The sequence below is a fragment of the Bosea sp. (in: a-proteobacteria) genome, from assembly GCA_023910605.1.
Classification (GTDB): Bacteria; Pseudomonadota; Alphaproteobacteria; order Rhizobiales; family Beijerinckiaceae; genus Allobosea.
Genome location: JAAVVV010000001.1, coordinates 1,472,653 through 1,493,191, shown reverse-complemented (window position 1 = coordinate 1,493,191; position 20,539 = coordinate 1,472,653). Strand labels below are relative to the sequence as shown.

Below are 20,539 nucleotides of genomic sequence, written 5' to 3'. Positions count from 1 at the left end.
GGCCTCGCGCATCACTCCGTGAGGGCAAGGAAACGGGCGTGGAAGAGCGCCTGCGCGTCGCCTGCGCCCACTGGCTCGACAAGCGCGAGCACCTCCCGCGGCAGCGGCTCGGGGCGGCCGAAGAACCGGAGCGCCTCCTCGCGGGAGAAGCCGGCCAGCAGCGTGGCTTCCAGGAAGGCGGCGATGCGGTCGGCCCGCTTGATCTTGCGGTAGAGCCCGGCCGGGGTTTCAGGCGGCAGGCCGAAGCGGATGTGGATGGCCGCCAGCAGGCGATGCTCGACGCTCTTGTAGCTCTCGCCGACCGCCGCCTTGAAGGGCGAGATGATGTCGCCGATGACATATTCGGGCGCATCATGGAGCAGCGCCATCAGCCGCTCGCGGCCCGCCATCCGAGGTTCGAGATGGGCGTTGATCGCCTCCACCAGCAGCGAATGCTGGGCCACCGAGAAGATGAAGGGTCCGCGCGTCTGCCCGTTCCAGCGCGCCATGCGGGCGAGTCCATGGGCGATGTCCTCGATCTCCACGTCGAGCGGCGAGGGATCAAGGATGTCCAGCCTGCGGCCCGACAACATGCGCTGCCAGGCGCGTGAAAGCTGCGTCTTCACCATTGAAGCTCGCGGCCGAGCGCGGCGCACTCCTCATGACGGAAGCAATCGATGAGGTGATCGTTGACCATGCCCACCGCCTGCATGAAGGCATAAACGATCGTCGGCCCGACAAAGGCGAAGCCGCGCCGCTTGAGATCTTTCGACAGCTTCTCGGCGGCGGCCGTCTGCGTCGGCACCTCATCGTGGAAGCGCCAGGCGCCTTGCACCGCCCGGCCATCCACGAAGCCCCAGAGGTGGCGGCTGAAGGAGCCTCGCTCCATCATGGCGAGCCAGATGCGCGCGGAGCGGATCGCGCCCTCGATCTTGGCGCGGTTGCGGATGATGCCGGCATCCTGCATCAGCGCCTCGATCTTGCCGGGGCCGTAATGCACGATCTTGCCGGGATCGAAGCCGTCGAAGGCGGCGCGGAAGTTCTCGCGCTTGCGCAGGATGGTGATCCAGCTCAACCCAGCCTGGAAGCCGTCGAGGATCAGCTTCTCGAACAGGGCGCGGTCATCCAGTTCGGGCACGCCCCAATCGGTGTCGTGATAGGCCACGTAGAACGGGTCTGTGCCGGGCCAGGGGCAGCGCCTAAGGCCGTCGGGATGCTCGATGACGGAGCGTGGGGCCGCGCCGTTCATGCCGCGCCCTCGCCCGCCCCGGCGTCGCCGAAGCCGGGCTGGCCGGGCAAGGGAAAGCGGATGAAGGGCGCGGGCTCGATCGCGATGTCGAGGCCGCCGGCCAGCACGGGGATGCCGGCCGCCATCGCATCGGCCACCTTGTCGAGGCGCAGCGTGGCGATGCCGCGCACTCCGGCGGTGGAGCCGACCGAGCCGATGATGCGGTCGCCGGCGGTGACGTCGACGCCCCATTCGGAGCGGAAGCCGCCGGTGAAGCGCACCGGCACGATGCGGGTGCGTGCCGTGCCGCGATGCTCCATGCGCGAGACGACCTCCTGGCCGACATAGCAGCCCTTGGTGAAGGAGACCCCGCCCAGCTGGTCGAACAGCGCCTCATGCGGGAAGCTGGCATGGCCGCCCAGGCTGAAGTCCTTGCCGCTATCGGGCATGCCGAGGTTGATGCGGTGGGCGTGGTAGTCATCGGCGGAGGCGTTCGCGAGATCCGCGGCGTCCTCGCGCGCCACGATGGCCCGCTCTCCCATGGCGGCGAAGCGCGGATCGGTGAACACCACGCCGCAATCCGCCGGCAGCGCCCCGCCTTCGGCGGAAGCGATCACGGTCGCCTGCTCGGAGATGTCCTCGATCGCCACCTTGGCGCGGAGCCTGTAGATCGTGAGCCGGCGCGCGAGATCAGGCGCCATCGCCGCGGGCACATCGATCACGAAGCCGCCGCCATCCTCATCGGGCAGTTCGATGATGAGGAAATCGGTGATGATCTTGCCCTGCGGCGTGAGCAGCCCGCCATAGCCGGCACGCTCAGGCGTCACGAGGTCGAGATCATTGGTGAACAGCCCGTCAAGCAGCTTGCGCGCGTCCTCGCCCGAAACCTTGAGCACGCTGCGTTCCGGCAAATGGGCGATGCGCATGGGGGGAGCCTGTCTGAGCTGTCGGAAAAGGATCGATGCGCTAGTTAGGATGGCTGCGCCCGATCCTCAACCCGTTTCACGACACGCGACATGCAAGTCCCAGCCGCACCGTCCTTCGACACCTTCATGATCGCCGACTTCGCGCTTGAATGCGGCGCGGTCTTGCCCGAGGCAAGGCTGGCCTGGCGCCAGCGTGGCCGCATCGGCCATGGCGAGCCTGTTCTGCTGTGCACCGCATTCGCCTCGAACCCGCTTGGCCTTGGCTATCTGGGCGCCGATGACGGGCCGCTGGCGGAGAGCCGGCGCTGGATCATTGATGTCGAGCTGATGGGCAATGGCCGGTCCAGTTCGCCCTCCAACACGCCGGCGCCCCATGCAGGGGCCGATTTTCCGCCGCTGGCGATCCGCGACAATGTCGCCTTGCAGGCGGCGCTTCTCGCGTCGCTCGGCATCGGGCGCGTGCGGGCGGTTATCGGGGCCAGCATGGGCGGCCAGCAGGCCGTGCAGTGGGCGGTCAGCCATCCCGAGCGGGTCGGCTCCGCGATCTGCATCGCCGGCAATGCGCGGACGACGCTTTATGGCCAGATGTTCCTGAACGTCGTGGCCTCGGCGCTGAAGAGCGACCCGGCCTTCGCGGACGGACGCTACGCCAGCCCGCCCATGGAAGGGCTGTCGCGCCTGTCGGAAGCCTGGGCGCCGTTCGCGCTCTCGCCGCGCTACTTCTCCGAAGGGCTCCATCAGGCCCATGCCGACATGGCCGCTGAAGACCTTGAGGGCTTCCTCGCCAAATGGCGCACGCGCTATCACGCCCGCGACGCCAACGATCTGCTGAGCCATCTTGGCATGTGGGCGCGCCATGACATCGCCGGAACGCCAGGCTGCGGCGGCTGTCTCGCCACGGCTGCCAAGCGGGCAATGATGCCGGTGGTCTTCGCGCCGATCGCCACGGACATCTATTTCCATCCGCAGGATGCGGCGGACCATGCGCGGCTGTTTCCCCATGCGGCAGTCAAGGTGGTGGACAGCCTCTCTGGCCACGGCGCCGCCTTCGGCCGCGAGGCGGGCGACCGGGCGGCGCTCAGGGCGATCGTGGAAGAAGCGCTGGCCTGATCAGCCGCTGAGCCGCTCCACCGTTGCGCCGCAACGGGAGAGCTTTGTCTCGAGCGCCTCGAAGCCGCGATCGAGATGATAGACGCGGTTGATCGTCGTCTCGCCTTCGGCCGCCAGCGCGCCGATGACCAGCGAGACCGAGGCGCGCAGGTCAGTCGCCATCACCGGGGCGCCCGTCAGCTTCTCGACGCCGTCCACATAGGCGGTGTCGCCGTCGAGACGCACCCTGGCGCCAAGCCGGGCCAGTTCCTGCACATGCATGAAGCGGTTCTCGAAGATCGTCTCGCGAATGCGCGAGGTGCCCTTCGCCATGCTCATCAGACCCATGAGCTGGGCCTGAAGATCTGTGGGGAATCCAGGGAAGGGCTCGGTCGTGACATCGACCGGCATCAGCGCATGGCCATTGCGGCGGATGCGCACCCCGGCGCGCTCGTTCACCACATCGACGCCGGCCTGCTCCAGCACGGAGAGCGCGGCCTGAAGGTCGCCGGCATGGGCGCCTTCCAGCAGCACGTCGCCGCCGGTCATCGCCACTGCCATGGCATAGGTGCCTGTCTCGATGCGGTCGGGCACCACGGCATGGCGCGCGCCATTGAGGCGGGCCACGCCCTCGACATGCAGCGTCGAGGTGCCGATGCCCTCGATCTTCGCGCCCATCTTGATGAGGCACTGGGCGAGGTCGACCACCTCGGGCTCGCGCGCGGCATTCTCGATGACGGAAGCGCCGCGGGCCAGGACGGCGCCCATCAGCGCGGTGTGGGTGCCGCCCACGGTGACCTTCGGAAACTGGATGCGGCCGCCCTGCAGCCCCTTGGGCGCGGTGACGATGGCGTAACCTGCCTCGATGCGGATGGTCGCGCCGAGCTTCTCCAGCGCCATCAGCAGGAAATCGACCGGCCGCGTGCCGATGGCGCAGCCACCGGGCAGCGAGACGCGGGCCTCGCCCATGCGGGCCACCAGCGGCGCGACCACCCAGAACGAGGCGCGCATCGTGGAGACGAGCTCATAGGGCGCGCAGGTGTCGACGATGGTCCGGGCGCAGAGCGACAGGGTCTGGCCGGTCTCGACGGTCTGGCCGACGCGCTTGCCCGGAACCGTGCGGTCAACGCCGTGATTGGAGAGGATGCGCGAGAGATTCGCGACATCCGACAGGCGCGGCACGTTCTCGAGCGTGAGCGTGTCGTCGGTGAGCAGGCTGGCGATCATCAGAGGCAAGGCGGCGTTCTTGGCCCCAGAGATCGGGATCGAGCCGTTGAGGCGGGCGCCGCCCACGATGCGAATGCGGTCCATCTTGCTCTTTCATCGGATGCGGCACGGCGCGACGGGCGCGGGCCTGATCGAAGTCACTCAACGCGGTCGGCGTCATCCCGTGGCGCGGCAGGACCGTCAGCGGGGGCAGGCCGGTCCGCGGCCCGTCCCCTCGCCTGCGCCTTGCGGCGCCTGAGGTTCTCGCGCAGCGCAGCGGCCAGCCGCTTTGCCTTCGGGTCCTCAGCGGGCTCCTTCGCCATCAGCACTCTTCTTTCGCCCGGCCGGCCGCACCGGGCCGCACCGGGCGCAGCCAGGGCCTGCGAAAACAGGCCGCGACGCCGCTCTGGCAGTCCGGATGCTGCGGAGATACTGCGGAGCGCGCGATTTCTCAAGCTTTCATGCACGCCGCGATCTCGCCGAGCGATACTGCGGGCGGGGCATGGACGCAAACGGTCCGGGCCAACACGCGCGGCGGCCGCGCTGGCGCTTGCGGCCATAACCGTTCACCCTGCGCGGCAAAAACCGTCGCCTCGCACGAGAAGGGCTGTTAGAGAGCCCCTCGGACAGGTGGGACATTCTCGGGGACGCATGCATGATGATCGGCGCGGCTGATCAGGCTCTGGCGGTGGCGCTGCTCGGCACGTTCGGACGCGCGGGCTATCAGCGCGCGGAGCCGGACATCCTGCAGCCGGCCGATATCTTCCTCGATGTCTCGGGCGAGGACATGCGAAAGCGCATGTTCATGACCCAGGACGGCGATGGCCGGGAATGGTGCCTCAGGCCCGAATTCACCATACCCGTGTGCCGCGCGCACCTCGCCTCCGCCGCCACCGGCGAGGCCGGCGCCTATGCGTATCTCGGACCGGTCTTCCGCATGCGCAGCGGCGAGAGCGGCGAGTTCCTGCAGGCAGGAATCGAATCCATCGGCCGGACCGATGCCGAAGCCGCCGACGCCGAAGTGCTGGCCCTGACATGCGAGGCCGCAGCCGCGGCCGGGCTGGCCAGCCCGCAGATCCGCCTCGGCGACGTGGCCGTGCTCAGGGCCGCGCTCGGCGCGCTCAACCTACCCGCCAGCGCCCAGCGCCGGCTGATGCGGGCGGTTGGCGCTGGCGAGGGCGTGGCGGCGGCGGCAACCCTCGAGACGCCGGCCGATTCAGCCTTCGCGCAGCATTCCGGCCTGTTCGCCGCGCTACAGGGCCAGGACCCCAGGGCCGCGCGCGATTTCGTGGAAAACGTGCTGTCCATCGCGGGCATCTCGACTGTCGGCGGGCGGACGGCCGGTGACATCGCCAGCCGCTTCCTGGCCAGAGCCAGCGAGCGCGACCTGAGCGTATCATCCGAGGCGCGGCGGATCATCGAGCGCCTGCTCGGCGTCTCCGGCGATCCAGACAGCTGCGCCGCCGCGCTGCGCGCGCTCGCGGCCGATGCCGGGCTCGGGCTGGCGTCGGAGCTCGACGCGCTCGAGGCCCGCACCGGCTTCATCGCGGCCCGTGGGCTTGACATCGGCGCCATGCGCTTTGACGCCAGCTTCGCGCGCAATCTCGACTACTATACCAGCTTCATCTTCGAGCTGCACGACCCCTCCCCTGGCTCGCCGAAGCCGGTCGCCGGCGGGGGACGCTACGACACCCTGCTCGGCAAGCTCGGCGCGGCGGAGCCGACGCCGGCTGTCGGCGCCTCGATCTGGCTCGGCCGGCTGGTGGGGAGGCCCGCATGAGCGCCATGAATTCCTCCGCCGACAGCGCCGCCGCCGGCCCTTCGCTTGATCCGCCGCTGGTGCTGGCCGTGCCCTCCAAGGGCCGGCTGCAGGAAAACGCCTCGGCCTTCTTCGCCCGCGCAGGCCTCGCCTTCGCCCAGCAGAAGGGCGAGCGGAACTATCGCGGCGTCATCGCCGGGCTCGCGGATGTCGAGGTCGCGTTCCTGTCGGCATCGGAAATCGTGGCGCAGCTGGCCAGCGGCACAGCGCATCTGGGCATCACGGGCGAGGACCTGGTGCGCGAGCAGGTGGCCGACGTGGCGGGGACGATGGAACTGATCACGCCGCTCGGCTTCGGCTCGGCCAATGTGGTGGTGGCCGTGCCGCAGGCCTGGATCGATGTCGCGACCATGGCCGATCTCGATGACATCGCCGAGGACATGCGCCTGCGCCATGGCCGCAAGCTGCGTGTCGCCACGAAATACGTGAACCTCACCCGGCGCTTCTTCGCCGGGCATGGCGTGACCGATTACCGGATCGTCGAGAGTCTCGGCGCCACGGAAGGCGCGCCGGCCGCAGGCACGGCCGAGATCATCGTGGACATCACCACAACCGGGTCCACCCTGGCGGCGAACGCGCTGAAGGTGCTGGATGACGGGGTGATGCTGGCCTCGGAAGCTAACCTCGTCGCCTCGATGAAGGCTTCGTGGGGCGCACGCGCCCGTCGCGCCGCCCGGTCCATCCTGTTGCGCATCGCAGCCGAGGAAGAAGGCCGCCGCATGAGCGAGGTGCGCGCCCGGCCTGGCGAGCTGGAGGAAGCCGCGCTTTGGGATCTGATCGGCCGCCATCAGGCCAGACTGCCATTCGGCGCGCCCAACGGGGCCGGCGCCGGCATCCTGACCGCGCATTGCCCGGCAGACTCGGTCTTCGCACTGGCGGATGCGCTCCAGGAGGCGGGCGCCAGCGACGTGACGGTGCGCTCGCTCGATTACGTCTTCCGGCAGGACAACCCGCTGCTGGAAAGGCTGCTGGGCCGCATCGGCCAGGCATGAACCGCAAGCTCTGGCGCTGGAGCCAGCACGCGCCCAAAAAAGAGGCCACCCCGGGGGAGAGGTGGCCTCACAGAAAACAGCCCATCCGGGGAGGGGTGGGCTGACCTTGGGGAAGGAAGTCCAAAAGGAGCTTCGTGGTGGCATACGTAGTTTGCCCGAGGCCGGATCAGCGAAGCTGGCGAGTTTTTCCGGAACCTGAGCGCGCCTCGCAATCTTGCGCCGGAAAGGCGGGCGAAACCGACTGTCGTGCAATGAGCCTCGCTTGCACCGGTGGCGATGAAGTGGCCGAGGCCGGGCGCTGGGGCGCGCTTGCGAAGTTGACTATGCGGCGCAGCTTTCTATGGTCCGCAACCGGTTTCCTGAGTTTTCGGCCTTGGGCATGGACCGCCGGCCATGCCGCACCTGATCGGGTTGTTTCGATGTCGCGCAGACTGCTTTCTTCCAGACGTATCGCCCTTGTGGGCATGGTCGCCGCAGCTGGCCTTGTCGCGGCGGGCGCGCTGGCCCAGACCCGGCCCGATCCGCGCTATTCGGACACCAACCCCGTGCCGCAGCCGCGCACCGAGAAGCAGTTCCCTCTGGGCGCCTCGTGGTCGGCGATCAGCCTCAACGGGCGCCCGCTCGATGGCGAGCGCCCCACGCTGGTCATCGACGACCAGCTGCGCGCCAAGGGCTTCGCGGGCTGCAACACCTTCTCGGCCGCGGCCTATCCGCTTCGCGACCAGGGCTTCGCCGTGGGGCCGGTGGCCGTGACGCGGCGCGCCTGCCCTGCCCCGGCCATGGCGGCAGAGCGCAGCTTCCTTGTGTCGCTGCGCGGGGCACGCAAATGGGACATCGTCAATGGCCAGCTCGTGCTGCAGGGCGTGGGCGGCGAACTGCGTTTCGAGCGCGCGCTCTGAGGACGGGGCGCGGCGGGCGAGCCCCGCCGCCCGGGCGGTTTCGTCAGCCAGCCTTCCCGGCCGCGAAGTCAGTCGGCGTGAAGAGCCGTTCCGAATCACCCACGGGCTTCATCGCTATGATGCGGTCATGCATGGCCCTCAGCGTCGAGCGGTGCCCGATCGAGACGATGGTCGTGCCCGACAGGTGCTCAAGCAGCACGCCATAGATCGCCGCCTCCAGCGGCTCGTCGAGCGCAGCCGTGGCTTCATCGAGGAACAGCCAGTCCGGCCGCGACAGAAGCGCGCGGGCGATGGCGAGGCGCTGCTGCTCGCCGAGCGAAAGCACCTGCACCCAGAAGGCCTCCTCGTTCAGCCGGCCGGTGAGGTGCGGCAGGCGCGCCACCTCCAGCGCAGCGATGATCGCCTCGTCCGAATAGGCGCCCGCCACGCCCGGATAGCTGACCGCATCGCGCAAGGAGCCGAGCGGCAGATAGGGACGCTGCGGCAGCAGCATCACGGACTTGCCCCCCGGGGCCGCGATCACGCCCTCGCCGAAAGGCCAGATGCCGGCCACGGCCCGGAACAGGGTCGATTTGCCCGAGCCTGACGGCCCGACCAGCAAGGTGCGCTCGCCCTGGCGCATGCTCAGTTCGCCCACCTTCACGATGGGCTGGCCATTGGGCAGGCTCAAGGTGAGCCCCGAGACATGGAGCCGGTCATCCGGCGAAGAAGACAGCGCGATGCGGCTCTCGGCCTTGATCGTCTCCGCCTTGAGCAAGGAGGCATCGAAGCTGGAAAGGCGATCCACCACTGCCTTGAAGTCGGCCAGCACGGAATAGCGGTCGATGAAGAAGGACAGGGCGGCATCCACCCGCGCGAAGGCCTGGCTGGTCTGGGTGAGCACGCCCAGCGTGATTTGCCCGGCAAAGAAGAAGGGCGCGGTGATGACGATGGGCACGATGGAATTGGACGAGCCATAAAGCTGGATGAAGGCGGACAGCCATTTCTGCACCCGCACGATGCCGAAGAAGTTGCGGATCACCTCGCCGAACTGGCGGCCCAGACGCCGCGTCTCGGCCCGTTCGCCAGCCAGCAGCGCGATGGGCTCGCCATATTCGCGCAGCCGCGCCAGGCCAAAGCGGAAATCCGCCTCATAGACCTCCTGCTGGAAGTTGAGCCGGATAAGCCGCTTGCCGATCATGTGCGTGATGAGCGTGCCGATGGCGGCATAGGCCAACGCGATCCAGAACAGCAGGCCCGGCACCTTGGCATCAAGGCCGGGCAAGGTGAGGTTGGCGGACAGGCCCCAGAGAATGACCGAAAAGGACACCAGCCCCGAGATCTGCTGGATCATCGAGATGGTGAGCGAATAGGTCGTCTCGATGTATTTGCGGATGTCTTCGGAAATGCGCTGGTCGGGGTTGTCGACGCGGGCATCGCCGAACTGGAGCCGGTAATGCGTGCCATCCTCCAGCCACCGGCCGAACAGCTTCTCCGTGAGCCAGGAGCGCCAGCGGATCTTGAAGGCCGAGACGATGAGAAATTCGATGAAGTTCGAGGCGATCAGAACGCCCACCAGCGGCAGCCACACCTTCCACAACAGACGCCAGAACTCGCCCGCATTCTTGGCCTGGATGGCGTCGAACCAGTCGCGGTTGAAGAAGGAAAGGCTGACCGACACCCAGACCTGGCCCAGATTGATCAGGATGATGATGGCCAGAAGCGCCATCGCCATCCAGCGCACGGGGAAGGTGAAGGGCCGGCCCGGAATCAGCTCATAGGTGGCGCGCTCGTCGGTGGAGAAATACTTGTCGGTGATCTCGGTGATCTGGCGCATGACCGGCACGCGGCTCATGACGAACGCCAGCAGCGCGAAGGCGGCGGCGGTGAAGGCCGTCAGCGGCGGCGGCACGAAGGGGCGCCAGGAGGCGGGGAACTGGCCCTGCAGGGCCAGCATGGCGATCAGCGCCACATAGCCCATCGCATAGAACGCGATGAAGAAGCGCAGGAACGGCCCTACCCCGCGGCTGAGCACCAGCGCGCCGGTCATGAGCACCCCGGCCACCGCCACATAGAGCGGCACGTCTGCGAACCAGCCGCCCCACAGTGCGCCGGAAAGGCCGGCGGCGGAGGCAAGGCCGGAAAGCGCGATCAGCAGATTCATGAAGGGAGTCCCGGTCTGAGTCGCCATGTCTCATAGCGCAGTTGGCACCTTTTGGATGGGCCATTCGTGACCCGGCGCAGCGGCCGGCGTCAATGGCCGGTCAAATCTCCTCGATCTCAGGCCGCGCGCGGAGCATCGGAAAGAGCGGGGCCAGTTCCGCCTCGTAACGGGCGAGATAATCCTTGAAGGAGGTGCCGCCCGTGCCGACCTCGACGCCGACGCGGGCGAGCTGCACCGCCGCAAGCTGGAGATGCGAGCGGTGGAACACGAGCTGCGCGCGGTCGAACACGGCCATCAGGCGTGTGAGCGGCCCGGCCACGGGATGTTCGTCGAGCCAGGCCGCAGGATCTTGGGCGCCTGCGGTCTTCGCGATCGCGACAAGCTCATCGGCATAATGGCGCAGGGAATGGCTGCGGTGGCGCTCGAACCATTGCTGCACCTCGGCGCCGAAATGCCGGTCGAACTCGCTCTCCGCGACATGGACCTTACCGGTCTCGTCCGCAGTTCCGCCCTGCCAGTAGCGGCGAGCGACTCCGCTCATGATCTCGATGCGGCGGAACTGCCAGGACTGGAAGCCGGAGGTGGGTCCCAGCGCGGTGCGGAACTCGGCGAAGCCGCGCATGCCGGCCAGGATGGGCATGGTGGCGTTGACGGTGCGCCACAGCTGCACCACGCGCTTCAGGAAATAGGCAGGCTCGGAGAGATCGCCGATGCGCCCGCCGGGCACATCGACACCCTGCTTCAGACCCTCAAGCGTGCGCTCAAGGTCCAGAATCATCTGGTGGAAGGCGATCTCGCAGACCTGATGGACGGCGATGAAGAGATCCTCGTCCTTCGAGGCGGTGACGGGCCGCTTGCAGGCCAGCAGCGTCGGCAGGTCGTGGTAGGTCCAGTAATGATTGCTGGACGTGTCCACCGTGGGGTCCATCGGCGGCATCGGGGTCGCGACGTAGGTCATCATGGCGGTCTCATCAAGGCGGGCGCGGGAATGGCCGCGCACATGCAAGCGATTGTCGTGCCGCCCTCGCCTGTTGACCAGCACCAGAAGCCAAAAAACAAGGCATCCGGAAACGAAAAAGCCCGGCCTGGAGCCGGGCTTGCCTCAAGCGTGCGGCGCAGGCCTCACTTCGGGGCCAACACCATCACCACCTGGCGGCCTTCCATGGAAGGCTCCGACTCGACCTTCACGAAGGACGCGGTCTCGGCCTTGACGCGATTGAGCACTTCCATGCCGAGATGCTGGTGCGCCATCTCGCGGCCGCGGAAGCGCAAGGTGATCTTGACCTTGTCGCCTTCCTCGATGAACCCCTTGAGGGAGCGCATCTTGACCTCGTAATCGTGCTTGTCGATGCCGGGGCGAAGCTTGAGCTCCTTGATCTCGATGATCTTCTGGTTCTTGCGCGCTTCGGCGGCCTTCTTCTGCTCGGCGAAGCGAAAGCGGCCGTAATCAAGGATCTTGCAGACGGGCGGCACAGAATTGGGCGCAATCTCGACGAGATCGAGGCCCGCATCCTCCGCCATCTTCAGCGCATCGGCGGACAGCACGACGCCCTTGTTCTCGCCATTCTGATCGATCAGTTGCACCTCGCGGATGCGGATGTCGCGATTGATCCGGGGGCCGTCCTTCTGGGGCACGGGAAGGGCACGAAACGGTCTGCGAATGGGAGTCTCTCCTGCGTGATCGCGCCTTGCGCGCTGGCCGACCACATTTTGCACAATGAACATCGAGTTTCAACGCCTGCGTGGCCCATGAGGGCCAGATTCAGCCGCCAAGCAGGGCGCTGTAGACGTCGAGGGTCTCGCCCACCATGTGTTGCAGCGAAAATCTGGCTTCGACATGGCTGCGGGCGCGCCGCGCCAGTGCATCGCGCGCGCTCGGCCTCAAGGCCAGTGCCTCCTCGAGCGCCCGCGCCAGCGCGGAGGCGTCGCCTGCGGGCACGCGCCAGCCCGTGCGCTCCTGCGCCGTGCATTGCGGCGGAGCCAGGACCGTCTCGGGCACGGCGCCGAGGTCGGACACCACGACCGGAGCGCCCATGGCCTGCGCCTCGACCGCGACGCGGCCGAAGGCCTCGGGCTCGGTCGAGGGAGCCGCCACCACGGCGCTTGCGAGGAAAGCCGCCGGCATGTCGGCGCAGTGCCCGACGCGGCGCACGACGCGCTCCAGCCCGCCCGCCGCGATCAGCCCGTCAAGCTCGGCCACATAATCATTGCGGCCCTGCGCGTCCCCGGCCAGCACGACAACGGCATCGCCGAGGGCGCCGGACTGCTTCATCAGCCGCGCGGCCTCGATCAGCACGCGCTGGCCCTTCCAGCCTGTGAGGCGGCCAGCCAGCAGGATGATCCGCTGGTCCGGCTCCACGCCCCAGGCCCTGCGCAGCGCGCTGATTCGTTCGGGCTCGACCGCGTCTGGCCTGTAGGACGAGAAATCCGTGCCGCGGTGGATGACGCGCGTGCGATGCTTGGCGAAGGGATGCATCGACGCGATCAGGCCGGCGGTGTAATGGGAGTTTGCGATCACCACATCGCCCCGCGCCATCACCGAATTGTAGAGCACCTTGATGGCCGAGCTGCCTGAATAGGAGCCGTGATAGGTGGTCACGAAAGGCAGCTTCATCGCCCGCGTCGCAGCCAGCGCCACCCAGGCGGGGGCGCGGGAGCGCGCATGCACGAGATCGACCTTCTCCGCCGCGCACAGCCGTGACAGGACCCTGATGTTCCGCAGCATCTTGAACGGGTTCTTCTCGGCCGCCGGAAAGGGCAGCCAGACGCCGCCCTTGGCCTGAAGCTCAGCCACGAGCCGGCCGCCCGCTGTGGCGACCAGCGAGCGAGCGCCCAGCGAGGCCAGCGCCTCGGCGATGTCCACGGTGGTGCGCTCGGCCCCGCCGGCCTGCAGCTCGGGCACGATCTGCAGGATGGTGCGCCCGGCAAGGGCATGAGCGCCGCGGGCGCTCACGGCGTCCTGCCCGCCAGCGCGCAGGGTCGGCAGCATCGCAAGGTCTGGAGCATCAGGAGGCCTGGGGATCAATGAGCTGGACATCAAAAGGCTTGGGCATCACCACATAAGGCCGCTGCCGAGACCGGGTCTCCAAAGGCTGGCCGCGACATTGTCGCGGCATCCTGGCACGAATCACGGCATCAGGTCCAAGCACCATGACAGGGAGATGCCATGCTCATGCGCCCGCACCCACAGTTTTTGACACGGCATGACGCGCCGGGCCGCCGCGAGCTCGCCTATCTGGCGCAGCAGGGCGCCGGGCCTGCCGTGATCTGGCTCGGCGGCTTCCGTTCGGACATGCGCGCCACGAAAGCGGAGGCGCTGGCGAACTGGGCCGCGCAGGAGGGCCGCGCGCTGCTGCGCTTCGACTATACCGGTCATGGCGAGAGCGGCGGGTCCTTCGATGAAGCCACGATCGCGGTCTGGCTGGCGGATGTCCTCGCCATGATCGCCCATGCTGGCGGCGAGAAGCCCATCCTCGTGGGCTCGTCCATGGGCGGGTGGCTCGCGTTGCTGGCGGCGCGGGCGCTCAGGGCGAAGGGTCGGTCTCCGGGCGGGCTGGTGCTGATCGCGCCGGCCGTCGACTTCACCGAAGCGCTGATGTGGGCGCAGTTCGGCCCGGCGATCCGCGAGGAGATCATGAGCCAGGGCCGCTGGCTGCGCGCGTCGGCCTATGCGCCCGAGCCCTACCCGATCACGCGGGCGCTGATCGAGGATGGCCGCAACCATCTGATGCTGGGCAAGCCGATCGAGCCGGGCTGTCCCATCGCGATCCTGCAGGGCATGCAGGACCCCGACGTGCCGTGGCAGCATGCCATGACGCTTGTCGAACACCTGCCCGCCGATGACGTGACGTTGACGCTGGTGAAGGATGGCGACCACAGGCTGTCGCGCGACAGCGACATAGCCTTGCTGATCCGGGCCGTGGCGGCGATGACGGGCGCCCCGGAGGCGTGAACGGAAACCGGCGCAGGCCACAGCCCGCGCCAGCAGGTTCGGCTCATCAGGCCTTCAGTGCACTGACACCGTGGTAAGCTCGTTCTCGATGGCGTTCGCCGTCAATTCATCGCGCGAGTCCGCGATCATGATCGGCGTGCCGTCCGCGTCCAGCAGGGCGAAGAGGTCCAGCCCGCCGGGGATGTCGCGCGCCTGGGGCACCAGCTTGCGCACCTCCTCGGAGCGCATGGGCCGGACATAGGCGACCTGCCCCGTGCCAAGCGCGGCGAGGTCGGCGAGGGAGAACAGTTGGTCACGGGGGACCGTCTTGCGCTTGTCAGTCTTGCGCTTGTCAGTGCTTCTCATCGCATCCTCCTGCACAGCGAGGCCATGGGTGAAACTGCGCGGCTGCGCGAAAAGGTCCACGCCGGCACCGCCTGCGGCCTGGCAGGCAAATCCGGCGCCGTATGCCGAAAGGGTCAGTCGCGGGCGAGAATGTCGATCCGGCGCACGATGCGCTCGGGCTCCGGCCGTGCGAGATCGACCGCGAGGAGGCCGTTGGACAGGTCCGCGCCCAGCACCTCCATGCCATCGGCGAGGAGGAAGGTGCGCTGGAACTGGCGAGCGGCGATCCCGCGGTGGAGATAGGCCCGGCTCTTGTCCTCGACCTGGCGGCCCCGGATCAGGAGCTGGTTCTCCTCGAGCGTGATCTCGAGCTGCTCGCGGGTGAAGCCTGCCACCGCGAGCGTGATGCGGAGCCTCTCCGGTTCTGTTTCGGTGCGGCTGACGCGCTCGATATTGTAGGGCGGATAGCCGTCATTGGTCGCCTTGGCGACCCGGTCGAGCGCTCGCTCGATATCGTCGAACCCAAGCATGAACGGGTGCGACAGCGAAGGAAATCGTGTCATCGATCGAAGCCCTGCTAGGCACTTCGTGAAAATCCGCAAGCCCGCCTCATGCGGCGCAAGCGACGGCCCGTTGATCTGGCCGCAACGATGATATGGGGTCGAGATGCGGCGGCGCAAGGGCGGAAAAGCCGCCGGTTGAGCGCCAGGCGCGGCGCCACCGCGCTGTGCCGAGCCAGGCCGGACGGGAAGAATGGTACCGCCACCCCGGCTTGAACGGGGGACCTCTAGATCCACAATCTAGCGCTCTAACCAACTGAGCTATGGCGGCACGTCGGGAGGCTCAATACCCCTGCGCGGCGCGAACGTCTAGGCTTTGCCGGCCGGAAAAGCAAGGCCGGCCCCGGTGAGGAACGCGCCCACCCGAAGCCCCCCTCAAATCCGGGCCGCGACGCTCAGCGCGGCGCGGCAGCCTTGCGCGCAGTGTCCGACACGGCCTTGATCGTGTCGGTGAGGTCATCGCTGCTGCGGCGAAGCGCCCGGGCCTGGATCACCACCAATTCAGACGGATGCGACGAGCGGGCGCAGGCCTCGAACTCGGCCATGCCGGCCTTGAGTTGCCTCACGCCATGATCGAGCAGCCGTGCCTGGACCGTCCCGAGCGTGCGGGCGGCATCAAGCCAGCGCGAGGCGAACTCGGCCATCATGTCCGCGCTGAAAGCGGGAACTGGAAACTCGGTGGCCGCGAGAGCAGGCGGCACGAAGCCGGGCGAAAGGCCGGGCATGGAGAACAGGGAGCCTAACGCCGACAGTGGATTGGCAGGCGCCGCGTCAGCAATCTTGCCAGCCGCCTTGGGCGCAGGCCCGGACTTGGCAGCGGCAGACTTGGCAGCGGCAGGCTTGGCAGGCCCGGACTTGGCAGCGGCAGACTTGGCAGGCCCGGACTTGGCAGCGGCAGACTTGGCAGCGGCAGGCCTGGCAGGCCCGGACTTGGCAGCGGCAGGCTTGGCAGCGGCAGGCCTGGCAACAATTTCCCTGGGGGCAGGCATCTGGACTGCGGCCTTTTCTGCCGGCTTCGCTGGAGCCGAGGCAGGCGTGATGGCCACGACACTGGGCGGGGCCGGTGCGGCGACGGTGCCAGCAGCTGGCCTCTCTTCGAGCTTGCCAGCCTCGGGCATGCCAGCAGCGGGCTTGTAAGCCTGCGGCCTGTCAGCTTGGGGCCTGGGCGATTCAGCCTTCGGGACTTCCGGCCTGGTGGCCTCGACCGTCGCGGCCTCGGGCTTCGGCGCTTCAACCCTGGGCGCTGCAACCGCTTGCGGCTGCGCGCTCTCGGCCTGCGCGGCGAAAGGCTTCTCGACGGGCGTCTCGGCAACTTTTGCGAGCGCGGGCTGGGCCACCGGAGCAGGCGTCGAAAGCGCCTTCACGGGGGCGAGGGAGACGGGCTTTGCGGGCTTGTTCATGGCTTTTGCATCCGGTTGGCGGCTGTTGGGTAACCCGTCCCGGTCGGGACCCGAAGGTCCCGGCCGGGACGGCGTGGATCATTTCGTCTTGGTGGCGTTGCTCGCTGCCTTCTGCACGGCAGCGCCAAGCTCATTCATCTGGCGCTGGAAGGAAGCCATCTGCACCTTCACGAATTCGTTCTGGTGCTGCAGCACCTCAGCCGGATCCTTGGCGCGGACAAGCTTCTGAGCGAGGTCAAAGGCGGCGGCCACGTTCTGCTCGGCATAGGCCATCGCCTTCTGGGCGGACTGCTCGGCATTGGCGCGGGCGGACTCGGTCGAGCCGCTCACCGTTTCGACCGCCTTATGGGCAGCGCCCATGAAGCCGTCAAAAGCCTTGCGTGCCTGGTCAACGCTCTTCTCGGCGAACTCACGCATTTCAGGGGGAACGTCGTAGGGGGGCTTGGCAACCATGGCAGCTTCCTTCCTCGGGTTGGGCATGGGGAACGGGCCGAGGGAAGGCCGCCCTCTCCGATGCCTTTTATTGTGCAGCGCAATATCATGTTGCGACGCACAAATCAAGGCATGGCCCCGACGCCGCAGACGACCGCGCAAACCCGCGAACCAGCAGGCCGGACAGCGGACGCAGCGTCATTAACCGTCACATCATGCAGGCGGGACCAAGGCCATTTGATGAATGGATTCTGACCCCGGCGCCGTTATATTAAGGGTTCATTAAGCAAGTGGACGGCCCCACGTTGAGCATTGCCCCAAACGAATGCTGGAAGGACCTGGTTTCGCGCCTTGAGCGCGACGCCGGCCTTGCGCCGTTCCTCCGGCAGGATGCCGCTGTGATGCTGCTCGACAAGCTGGGCGCAAACCCCGTCAACGGCAACGCCGCCGGGCTCGCGCTGGCGAAGCGCGGCTTTGCGCCGCAGACGGCCGCGCGGCTCGCCAGACTCGCCGGCGGGCTCGCGCCCTTGGGCGGCGTGCGCCTCGAGCGGCTTGAACTGCCCCTTGCGGCTGGTCCAGTGATCCTGACCTGCGCCTGCAGGCGCCTGATGGGCGCGGATGGAGACTTGACGCTGCTCGTCGCCGCGCAGGGCGTGGCGGAGCTTGAGGCGGCTGCGGCGCCAATCGCGAACATGCCCGTCCTGGATAAGCCCGTCCTGGAGACGCCGGTCGTGGATACGCCGGTCCTGGATACGCCGGTCCTGGAGACGCCGGTCCTGGAGTCGTCCGAGACTGCGGCGGCTGCCAACGCCCTCGGGCTGGCGGCCTGGCCTGCCGCGACGCCGGCCGCGACCTTGCCGGCCAAGCTGCGCTTTCTTTGGGAGCTGGCGCCAGATGGCCTGATCCGCTCATTTTCGCCTGAGGCTGTCTCCATATTCGGGCAGGAACTGGCCGATGCCATGACGGGCCGGCACTGGAGCGAGCTGTGCGGCGATGTGGTGCACGACCCTGACGGCGCGGTCGGGCGCGCCTTGTCAGCAGACCGGACCTGGAGCGGCAAGCAGAGCCTGTGGCGCATCCATCGCAGCGACCGGGCTTATCGGGTCACGCTGTCGGGACTGCCGGTGACGGACAGCGCGCGCAGCCTGCTGGGCTGGCGCGGCTTCGGCATCGTCCAGACCGATGCGACCGAGCCTTTCCCGCCGGCGCTGGCCGAGGCGGAGCCCGCCCCGCCGGTGATTGACGCATCCGCCGTCGCACCTGTCGTTGCATCTGCAGCTGTCACGCCGGAAGTTGCCGCTGCGGCGGCGGACGAAAGCGAGTCCGGGGCGCAGCAGCCGGATGAGACCGAGATCGCTGCCGAAATCGCTGCCGAACCGGAGCCGGCCAGCCTCGAACCTGGAGCAGCCGACGCCATTGCGGATGAAGAGCCAGCCAACCAGCCTGATGCGCTGCCGCCGGCTCCACCGGCCGATTCTCAGGTCAGCGCACCCGTCATCGCCCTGCCGCCCCCCAGCAATGTGGTCCGGATCAGGCCGCTCGACGTGCAGATCCCGCGGCTGACGAGTTCCGAGCGCAATGCCTTCCGGGAAATCGCCAAGGCGCTCGGCGCGCGGATCGATGGCGAGGACGAGCCGGCCTCGGCTCTCGCCGCCTCGCCGACGCCATCCGCCCTCCGCGGCGCGGCGGACCAACCGGAGCCGGAGGAGCACGCCGACACGAACAGGCACGACCCTGGACGGCTCGATGCGGCTCGGCTCGAGCTCGCCAAGCTCGAAGTGGCCCGCCTCGAGGCAGCGCGGCTTGACGCGGTGAACCGCGAGGCACGGCGCATCTTCGACGCCGAGCCGCCCGCCCCAGCGCCGGACGATCTCTTCGCAAGCCTGCTCGACAAGCTGCCCATCGGCGTGCTGGTCATGCAGGGGGGGCGGATGATCTATGCCAACCGCACCCTGCTCGACCTGCTCGACCATGACGATTTCGATGCCCTCGCTGCCGTGGGCGAGCAAAGGCTGTTCCGTGGCGGCGCGCCAACCGAGGGCGGCGGCATGCTGGCCCTGCTGCGGCGCGACGGCGAGTTCGAGCCGGTCGACGCGCGGCTCTCGGCCATCTCCTGGCAGGGCGAGGCGGCGACGCTGATGTCGTTCCGCCGCGCGCTCGACAATGTCGACGCGCAGCGGGTTGAGGCGCTGAAGCTCGAATTCGCCCGCGCCCAGGCGGAAAAGCGCGAGCTGACCGCGATCCTCGACACGGCCACCGACGGGGTGGCGACGCTGGACGAGCGCGGGCGAATCCTTTCGCTCAACCGCTCGGCGGAGGCGCTGTTCGGCTATGACCAGCGCGAGGTCACCGGCGAGAACTTCACGCTGCTGCTGGCGCCGGAAAGCCACATCACGGCGCTCGACTATCTTGAGGGGTTGAAGGGCGGCGGCGTCGCGGCGCTGCTCAACGACGGGCGCGAGGTCACCGGCCGCGTGCGGCAGGGCGGGCGCATCCCGCTCTACATGACCATGGGCCGCGTCGCCGACGATCCGGAGCGCAAGTACTCGGTGGTGCTGCGCGACATCACCGCCTGGAAGCGCGCCGAAGCCGACCTTGTGGAGGCTCGCCGCAGCGCCGAGCAGGCCAGCGCGCAGAAATCGGATGTGCTCGCCAAAATCAGCCACGAGATTCGCACGCCGCTCAACGCCATCCTGGGCTTCACCGAGGTGATGAGCGAGGAGCGCTTCGGCCCGATCGGGAACGAGCGCTACAAGGAATATCTCAGCGACATCCACCAGTCGGGCGGCTATCTCATCAGCCTCATCAACGATCTGCTCGACCTCGCCAAGATCGAGGCCGGCAAGATGGACCTCACCTTCACCGGGGTGAACCTCAACGACATCGCCTCGACCGCCGTCGGGCTGCTCCAGCCGGAGGCCAACCGCCAGCGCGTGGTGCTGCGCACGGGCCTGCAGCCCAAGCTGCCTTCGGTGGTGGCCGATGAGCGCAGCCTGCTTCAGATCGTCATCAACATCCTGTCCAATGCGGTGAAGTTCACCGATGCGGGCGGCCAGGTCATCCTGTCGACCGCGCTGGGCGACCGGGGCGAGGTGATCCTGCGCGTGCGCGACACCGGCATCGGCATGACCGAGAAGGAACTCGGCATGGCGATGGAGCCCTTCCGACAGGTCGCCTCCACGCGCCGCGCCAGCTCCGCCGGCACGGGCGGCACCGGCCTGGGCCTGCCGATCACCAAGGCGCTTGTCGAAGCCAACAAGGGCGCGATCCAGATCACCAGCGCCAAGAACGAAGGCACGCTCGTCGAGGTCACCTTCCCGCCGCAGCGCGTTCTGGCAAGCTGAGAGCCGTCGCGCCCTGCAACGGTGGCGACAGTCATGGCGGCATGCTTGCGCGACTCCCCAGCACCGTCACGAAAAGGACGAGGGTCGTCATCCTTCAGCCGGGCGGGAACGACGCTTTACTCAATACAGGCGCCGACCGCGATGATCGACCCATGATTGGCCGGTGCGAGGATGCATGGCGCGCGCTGCTGGAGCCGACCTCCCTGCCCCAGCGCGTTCTGGCGAGCCGAGCGGACCCCCCTCCCG

The 20,539-nt window shown here is 68.1% G+C and carries 19 protein-coding genes and 1 tRNA gene; 6 read left to right on the top strand and 14 right to left on the bottom strand.

All coding sequences use genetic code 11. The annotated features are described in order from the left end of the window. Nucleotides 1-11: 11 nt before the first annotated feature. The 3 genes from HEQ16_07265 to HEQ16_07255 are packed head-to-tail and all read right to left on the bottom strand — an operon-like array spanning nt 12 to nt 2,133. Entirely contained in the window at nt 12-572 is a 561-nt protein-coding gene (locus HEQ16_07265; GenBank protein MCO4053838.1) for an HD family hydrolase, read from the bottom strand. A gap of 29 nt (nt 573-601) precedes the next feature. Continuing rightward, nucleotides 602-1,228 carry a DNA-3-methyladenine glycosylase I gene (locus HEQ16_07260; protein ID MCO4053837.1) on the bottom strand — a complete coding sequence of 209 codons (627 nt, stop codon included), beginning with the start codon at nt 1,226-1,228 and terminating at the stop codon, nt 602-604. Next, entirely contained in the window at nt 1,225-2,133 is a 909-nt protein-coding gene (locus tag HEQ16_07255) for a folate-binding protein YgfZ (GenBank protein ID MCO4053836.1), read from the bottom strand. The genes HEQ16_07260 and HEQ16_07255 overlap by 4 nt, the downstream gene beginning before the upstream one ends. 90 nt (nt 2,134-2,223) lie before the next feature. Between HEQ16_07255 and HEQ16_07250 the strand changes: the two genes are divergently transcribed. Next, on the top strand, nt 2,224-3,243 hold the full coding sequence (locus HEQ16_07250) for an alpha/beta fold hydrolase (GenBank protein ID MCO4053835.1): 1,020 nt from the start codon (nt 2,224-2,226) through the stop codon (nt 3,241-3,243). On the opposite strand, the gene murA is transcribed toward HEQ16_07250, so the two are convergent. Further along, nucleotides 3,244-4,533: a UDP-N-acetylglucosamine 1-carboxyvinyltransferase gene (gene murA / locus HEQ16_07245; GenBank protein MCO4053834.1), complete on the bottom strand. Its 1,290-nt coding sequence runs from the start codon at nt 4,531-4,533 to the stop codon at nt 3,244-3,246. 53 nt (nt 4,534-4,586) lie between these two features. Further along, on the bottom strand, nt 4,587-4,751 hold the full coding sequence (locus HEQ16_07240) for a hypothetical protein (protein ID MCO4053833.1): 165 nt from the start codon (nt 4,749-4,751) through the stop codon (nt 4,587-4,589). A 335-nt stretch (nt 4,752-5,086) separates the two neighbouring features. Between HEQ16_07240 and HEQ16_07235 the strand changes: the two genes are divergently transcribed. The 3 genes from HEQ16_07235 (at nt 5,087) to HEQ16_07225 (ending at nt 8,138) form a co-directional block, all read left to right on the top strand. After that, nucleotides 5,087-6,208 (top strand): ATP phosphoribosyltransferase regulatory subunit, encoded by a 1,122-nt coding sequence (locus HEQ16_07235; protein ID MCO4053832.1) that lies wholly within the window; start codon nt 5,087-5,089, stop codon nt 6,206-6,208. A 5-nt stretch (nt 6,209-6,213) separates the two neighbouring features. After that, nucleotides 6,214-7,239 carry an ATP phosphoribosyltransferase gene (locus HEQ16_07230; protein ID MCO4053831.1) on the top strand — a complete coding sequence of 342 codons (1,026 nt, stop codon included), beginning with the start codon at nt 6,214-6,216 and terminating at the stop codon, nt 7,237-7,239. Between the two features lie 419 nt (nt 7,240-7,658). Continuing rightward, nucleotides 7,659-8,138, top strand: a complete 480-nt coding sequence (locus HEQ16_07225; protein MCO4053830.1) for an META domain-containing protein — start codon at nt 7,659-7,661, stop codon at nt 8,136-8,138. Between the two features lie 43 nt (nt 8,139-8,181). Here the strand turns inward: HEQ16_07225 and HEQ16_07220 are convergent, their stop codons facing one another. The 4 genes from HEQ16_07220 to HEQ16_07205 all read right to left on the bottom strand — a co-directional run bounded on the left by HEQ16_07220 (nt 8,182) and on the right by HEQ16_07205 (nt 13,318). Next, nucleotides 8,182-9,972, bottom strand: a complete 1,791-nt coding sequence (locus HEQ16_07220) for an ABC transporter ATP-binding protein/permease (protein ID MCO4053829.1) — start codon at nt 9,970-9,972, stop codon at nt 8,182-8,184. A 409-nt stretch (nt 9,973-10,381) separates the two neighbouring features. Continuing rightward, on the bottom strand, nt 10,382-11,239 hold the full coding sequence (locus HEQ16_07215; protein MCO4053828.1) for a tryptophan 2,3-dioxygenase: 858 nt from the start codon (nt 11,237-11,239) through the stop codon (nt 10,382-10,384). Nucleotides 11,240-11,403: 164 nt separating this feature from the next. Then, on the bottom strand, nt 11,404-12,006 hold the full coding sequence (locus HEQ16_07210; protein MCO4053827.1) for a translation initiation factor IF-3: 603 nt from the start codon (nt 12,004-12,006) through the stop codon (nt 11,404-11,406). A gap of 37 nt (nt 12,007-12,043) precedes the next feature. Further along, nucleotides 12,044-13,318 carry a glycosyltransferase family 4 protein gene (locus HEQ16_07205; GenBank protein ID MCO4053826.1) on the bottom strand — a complete coding sequence of 425 codons (1,275 nt, stop codon included), beginning with the start codon at nt 13,316-13,318 and terminating at the stop codon, nt 12,044-12,046. Between the two features lie 129 nt (nt 13,319-13,447). Here HEQ16_07205 and HEQ16_07200 point away from each other — a divergent pair, with 129 nt between their 5' ends. Further along, entirely contained in the window at nt 13,448-14,233 is a 786-nt protein-coding gene (locus tag HEQ16_07200) for an alpha/beta hydrolase (GenBank protein MCO4053825.1), read from the top strand. Nucleotides 14,234-14,287: 54 nt separating this feature from the next. Here the strand turns inward: HEQ16_07200 and HEQ16_07195 are convergent, their stop codons facing one another. The 5 genes from HEQ16_07195 to HEQ16_07175 form a co-directional block, all read right to left on the bottom strand. Next, entirely contained in the window at nt 14,288-14,578 is a 291-nt protein-coding gene (locus HEQ16_07195; GenBank protein MCO4053824.1) for a DUF1150 domain-containing protein, read from the bottom strand. Between the two features lie 113 nt (nt 14,579-14,691). Continuing rightward, complete coding sequence (locus HEQ16_07190; GenBank protein MCO4053823.1) at nt 14,692-15,120, bottom strand: Hsp20 family protein; 429 nt, start codon at nt 15,118-15,120, stop codon at nt 14,692-14,694. A gap of 191 nt (nt 15,121-15,311) precedes the next feature. Next, nucleotides 15,312-15,388: transfer RNA gene (locus HEQ16_07185), tRNA-His, on the bottom strand. 124 nt (nt 15,389-15,512) lie between these two features. Continuing rightward, nucleotides 15,513-16,517 carry a hypothetical protein gene (locus HEQ16_07180; protein ID MCO4053822.1) on the bottom strand — a complete coding sequence of 335 codons (1,005 nt, stop codon included), beginning with the start codon at nt 16,515-16,517 and terminating at the stop codon, nt 15,513-15,515. A 78-nt stretch (nt 16,518-16,595) separates the two neighbouring features. Next, nucleotides 16,596-16,970, bottom strand: a complete 375-nt coding sequence (locus tag HEQ16_07175; protein ID MCO4053821.1) for a phasin — start codon at nt 16,968-16,970, stop codon at nt 16,596-16,598. Nucleotides 16,971-17,254: 284 nt separating this feature from the next. Here HEQ16_07175 and HEQ16_07170 point away from each other — a divergent pair, with 284 nt between their 5' ends. After that, nucleotides 17,255-20,293, top strand: coding sequence for a PAS domain S-box protein (locus HEQ16_07170; protein MCO4053820.1), 3,039 nt, complete (start codon nt 17,255-17,257; stop codon nt 20,291-20,293). Nucleotides 20,294-20,539: the final 246 nt, after the last annotated feature.

Bases quoted from the DNA above. Each gene is read 5' to 3' on its own strand.
- HEQ16_07195 (MCO4053824.1), bottom strand. From the start codon at position 14,578: ATGAGAAGCACTGACAAGCGCAAGACTGACAAGCGCAAGACGGTCCCC.
- HEQ16_07225 (MCO4053830.1), top strand. From the start codon at position 7,659: ATGTCGCGCAGACTGCTTTCTTCCAGACGTATCGCCCTTGTGGGCATG.
- HEQ16_07235 (MCO4053832.1), top strand. From the start codon at position 5,087: ATGATCGGCGCGGCTGATCAGGCTCTGGCGGTGGCGCTGCTCGGCACG.
- HEQ16_07200 (MCO4053825.1), top strand. From the start codon at position 13,448: ATGCTCATGCGCCCGCACCCACAGTTTTTGACACGGCATGACGCGCCG.
- HEQ16_07190 (MCO4053823.1), bottom strand. From the start codon at position 15,120: ATGACACGATTTCCTTCGCTGTCGCACCCGTTCATGCTTGGGTTCGAC.
- murA (MCO4053834.1), bottom strand. From the start codon at position 4,533: ATGGACCGCATTCGCATCGTGGGCGGCGCCCGCCTCAACGGCTCGATC.
- HEQ16_07220 (MCO4053829.1), bottom strand. From the start codon at position 9,972: ATGAGCCGCGTGCCGGTCATGCGCCAGATCACCGAGATCACCGACAAG.
- HEQ16_07250 (MCO4053835.1), top strand. From the start codon at position 2,224: ATGCAAGTCCCAGCCGCACCGTCCTTCGACACCTTCATGATCGCCGAC.
- HEQ16_07205 (MCO4053826.1), bottom strand. From the start codon at position 13,318: ATGTCCAGCTCATTGATCCCCAGGCCTCCTGATGCTCCAGACCTTGCG.
- HEQ16_07175 (MCO4053821.1), bottom strand. From the start codon at position 16,970: ATGGTTGCCAAGCCCCCCTACGACGTTCCCCCTGAAATGCGTGAGTTC.
- HEQ16_07230 (MCO4053831.1), top strand. From the start codon at position 6,214: ATGAATTCCTCCGCCGACAGCGCCGCCGCCGGCCCTTCGCTTGATCCG.
- HEQ16_07215 (MCO4053828.1), bottom strand. From the start codon at position 11,239: ATGACCTACGTCGCGACCCCGATGCCGCCGATGGACCCCACGGTGGAC.
- HEQ16_07265 (MCO4053838.1), bottom strand. From the start codon at position 572: ATGTTGTCGGGCCGCAGGCTGGACATCCTTGATCCCTCGCCGCTCGAC.
- HEQ16_07210 (MCO4053827.1), bottom strand. From the start codon at position 12,006: ATGTTCATTGTGCAAAATGTGGTCGGCCAGCGCGCAAGGCGCGATCAC.
- HEQ16_07240 (MCO4053833.1), bottom strand. From the start codon at position 4,751: ATGGCGAAGGAGCCCGCTGAGGACCCGAAGGCAAAGCGGCTGGCCGCT.
- HEQ16_07255 (MCO4053836.1), bottom strand. From the start codon at position 2,133: ATGCGCATCGCCCATTTGCCGGAACGCAGCGTGCTCAAGGTTTCGGGC.
- HEQ16_07180 (MCO4053822.1), bottom strand. From the start codon at position 16,517: ATGAACAAGCCCGCAAAGCCCGTCTCCCTCGCCCCCGTGAAGGCGCTT.
- HEQ16_07260 (MCO4053837.1), bottom strand. From the start codon at position 1,228: ATGAACGGCGCGGCCCCACGCTCCGTCATCGAGCATCCCGACGGCCTT.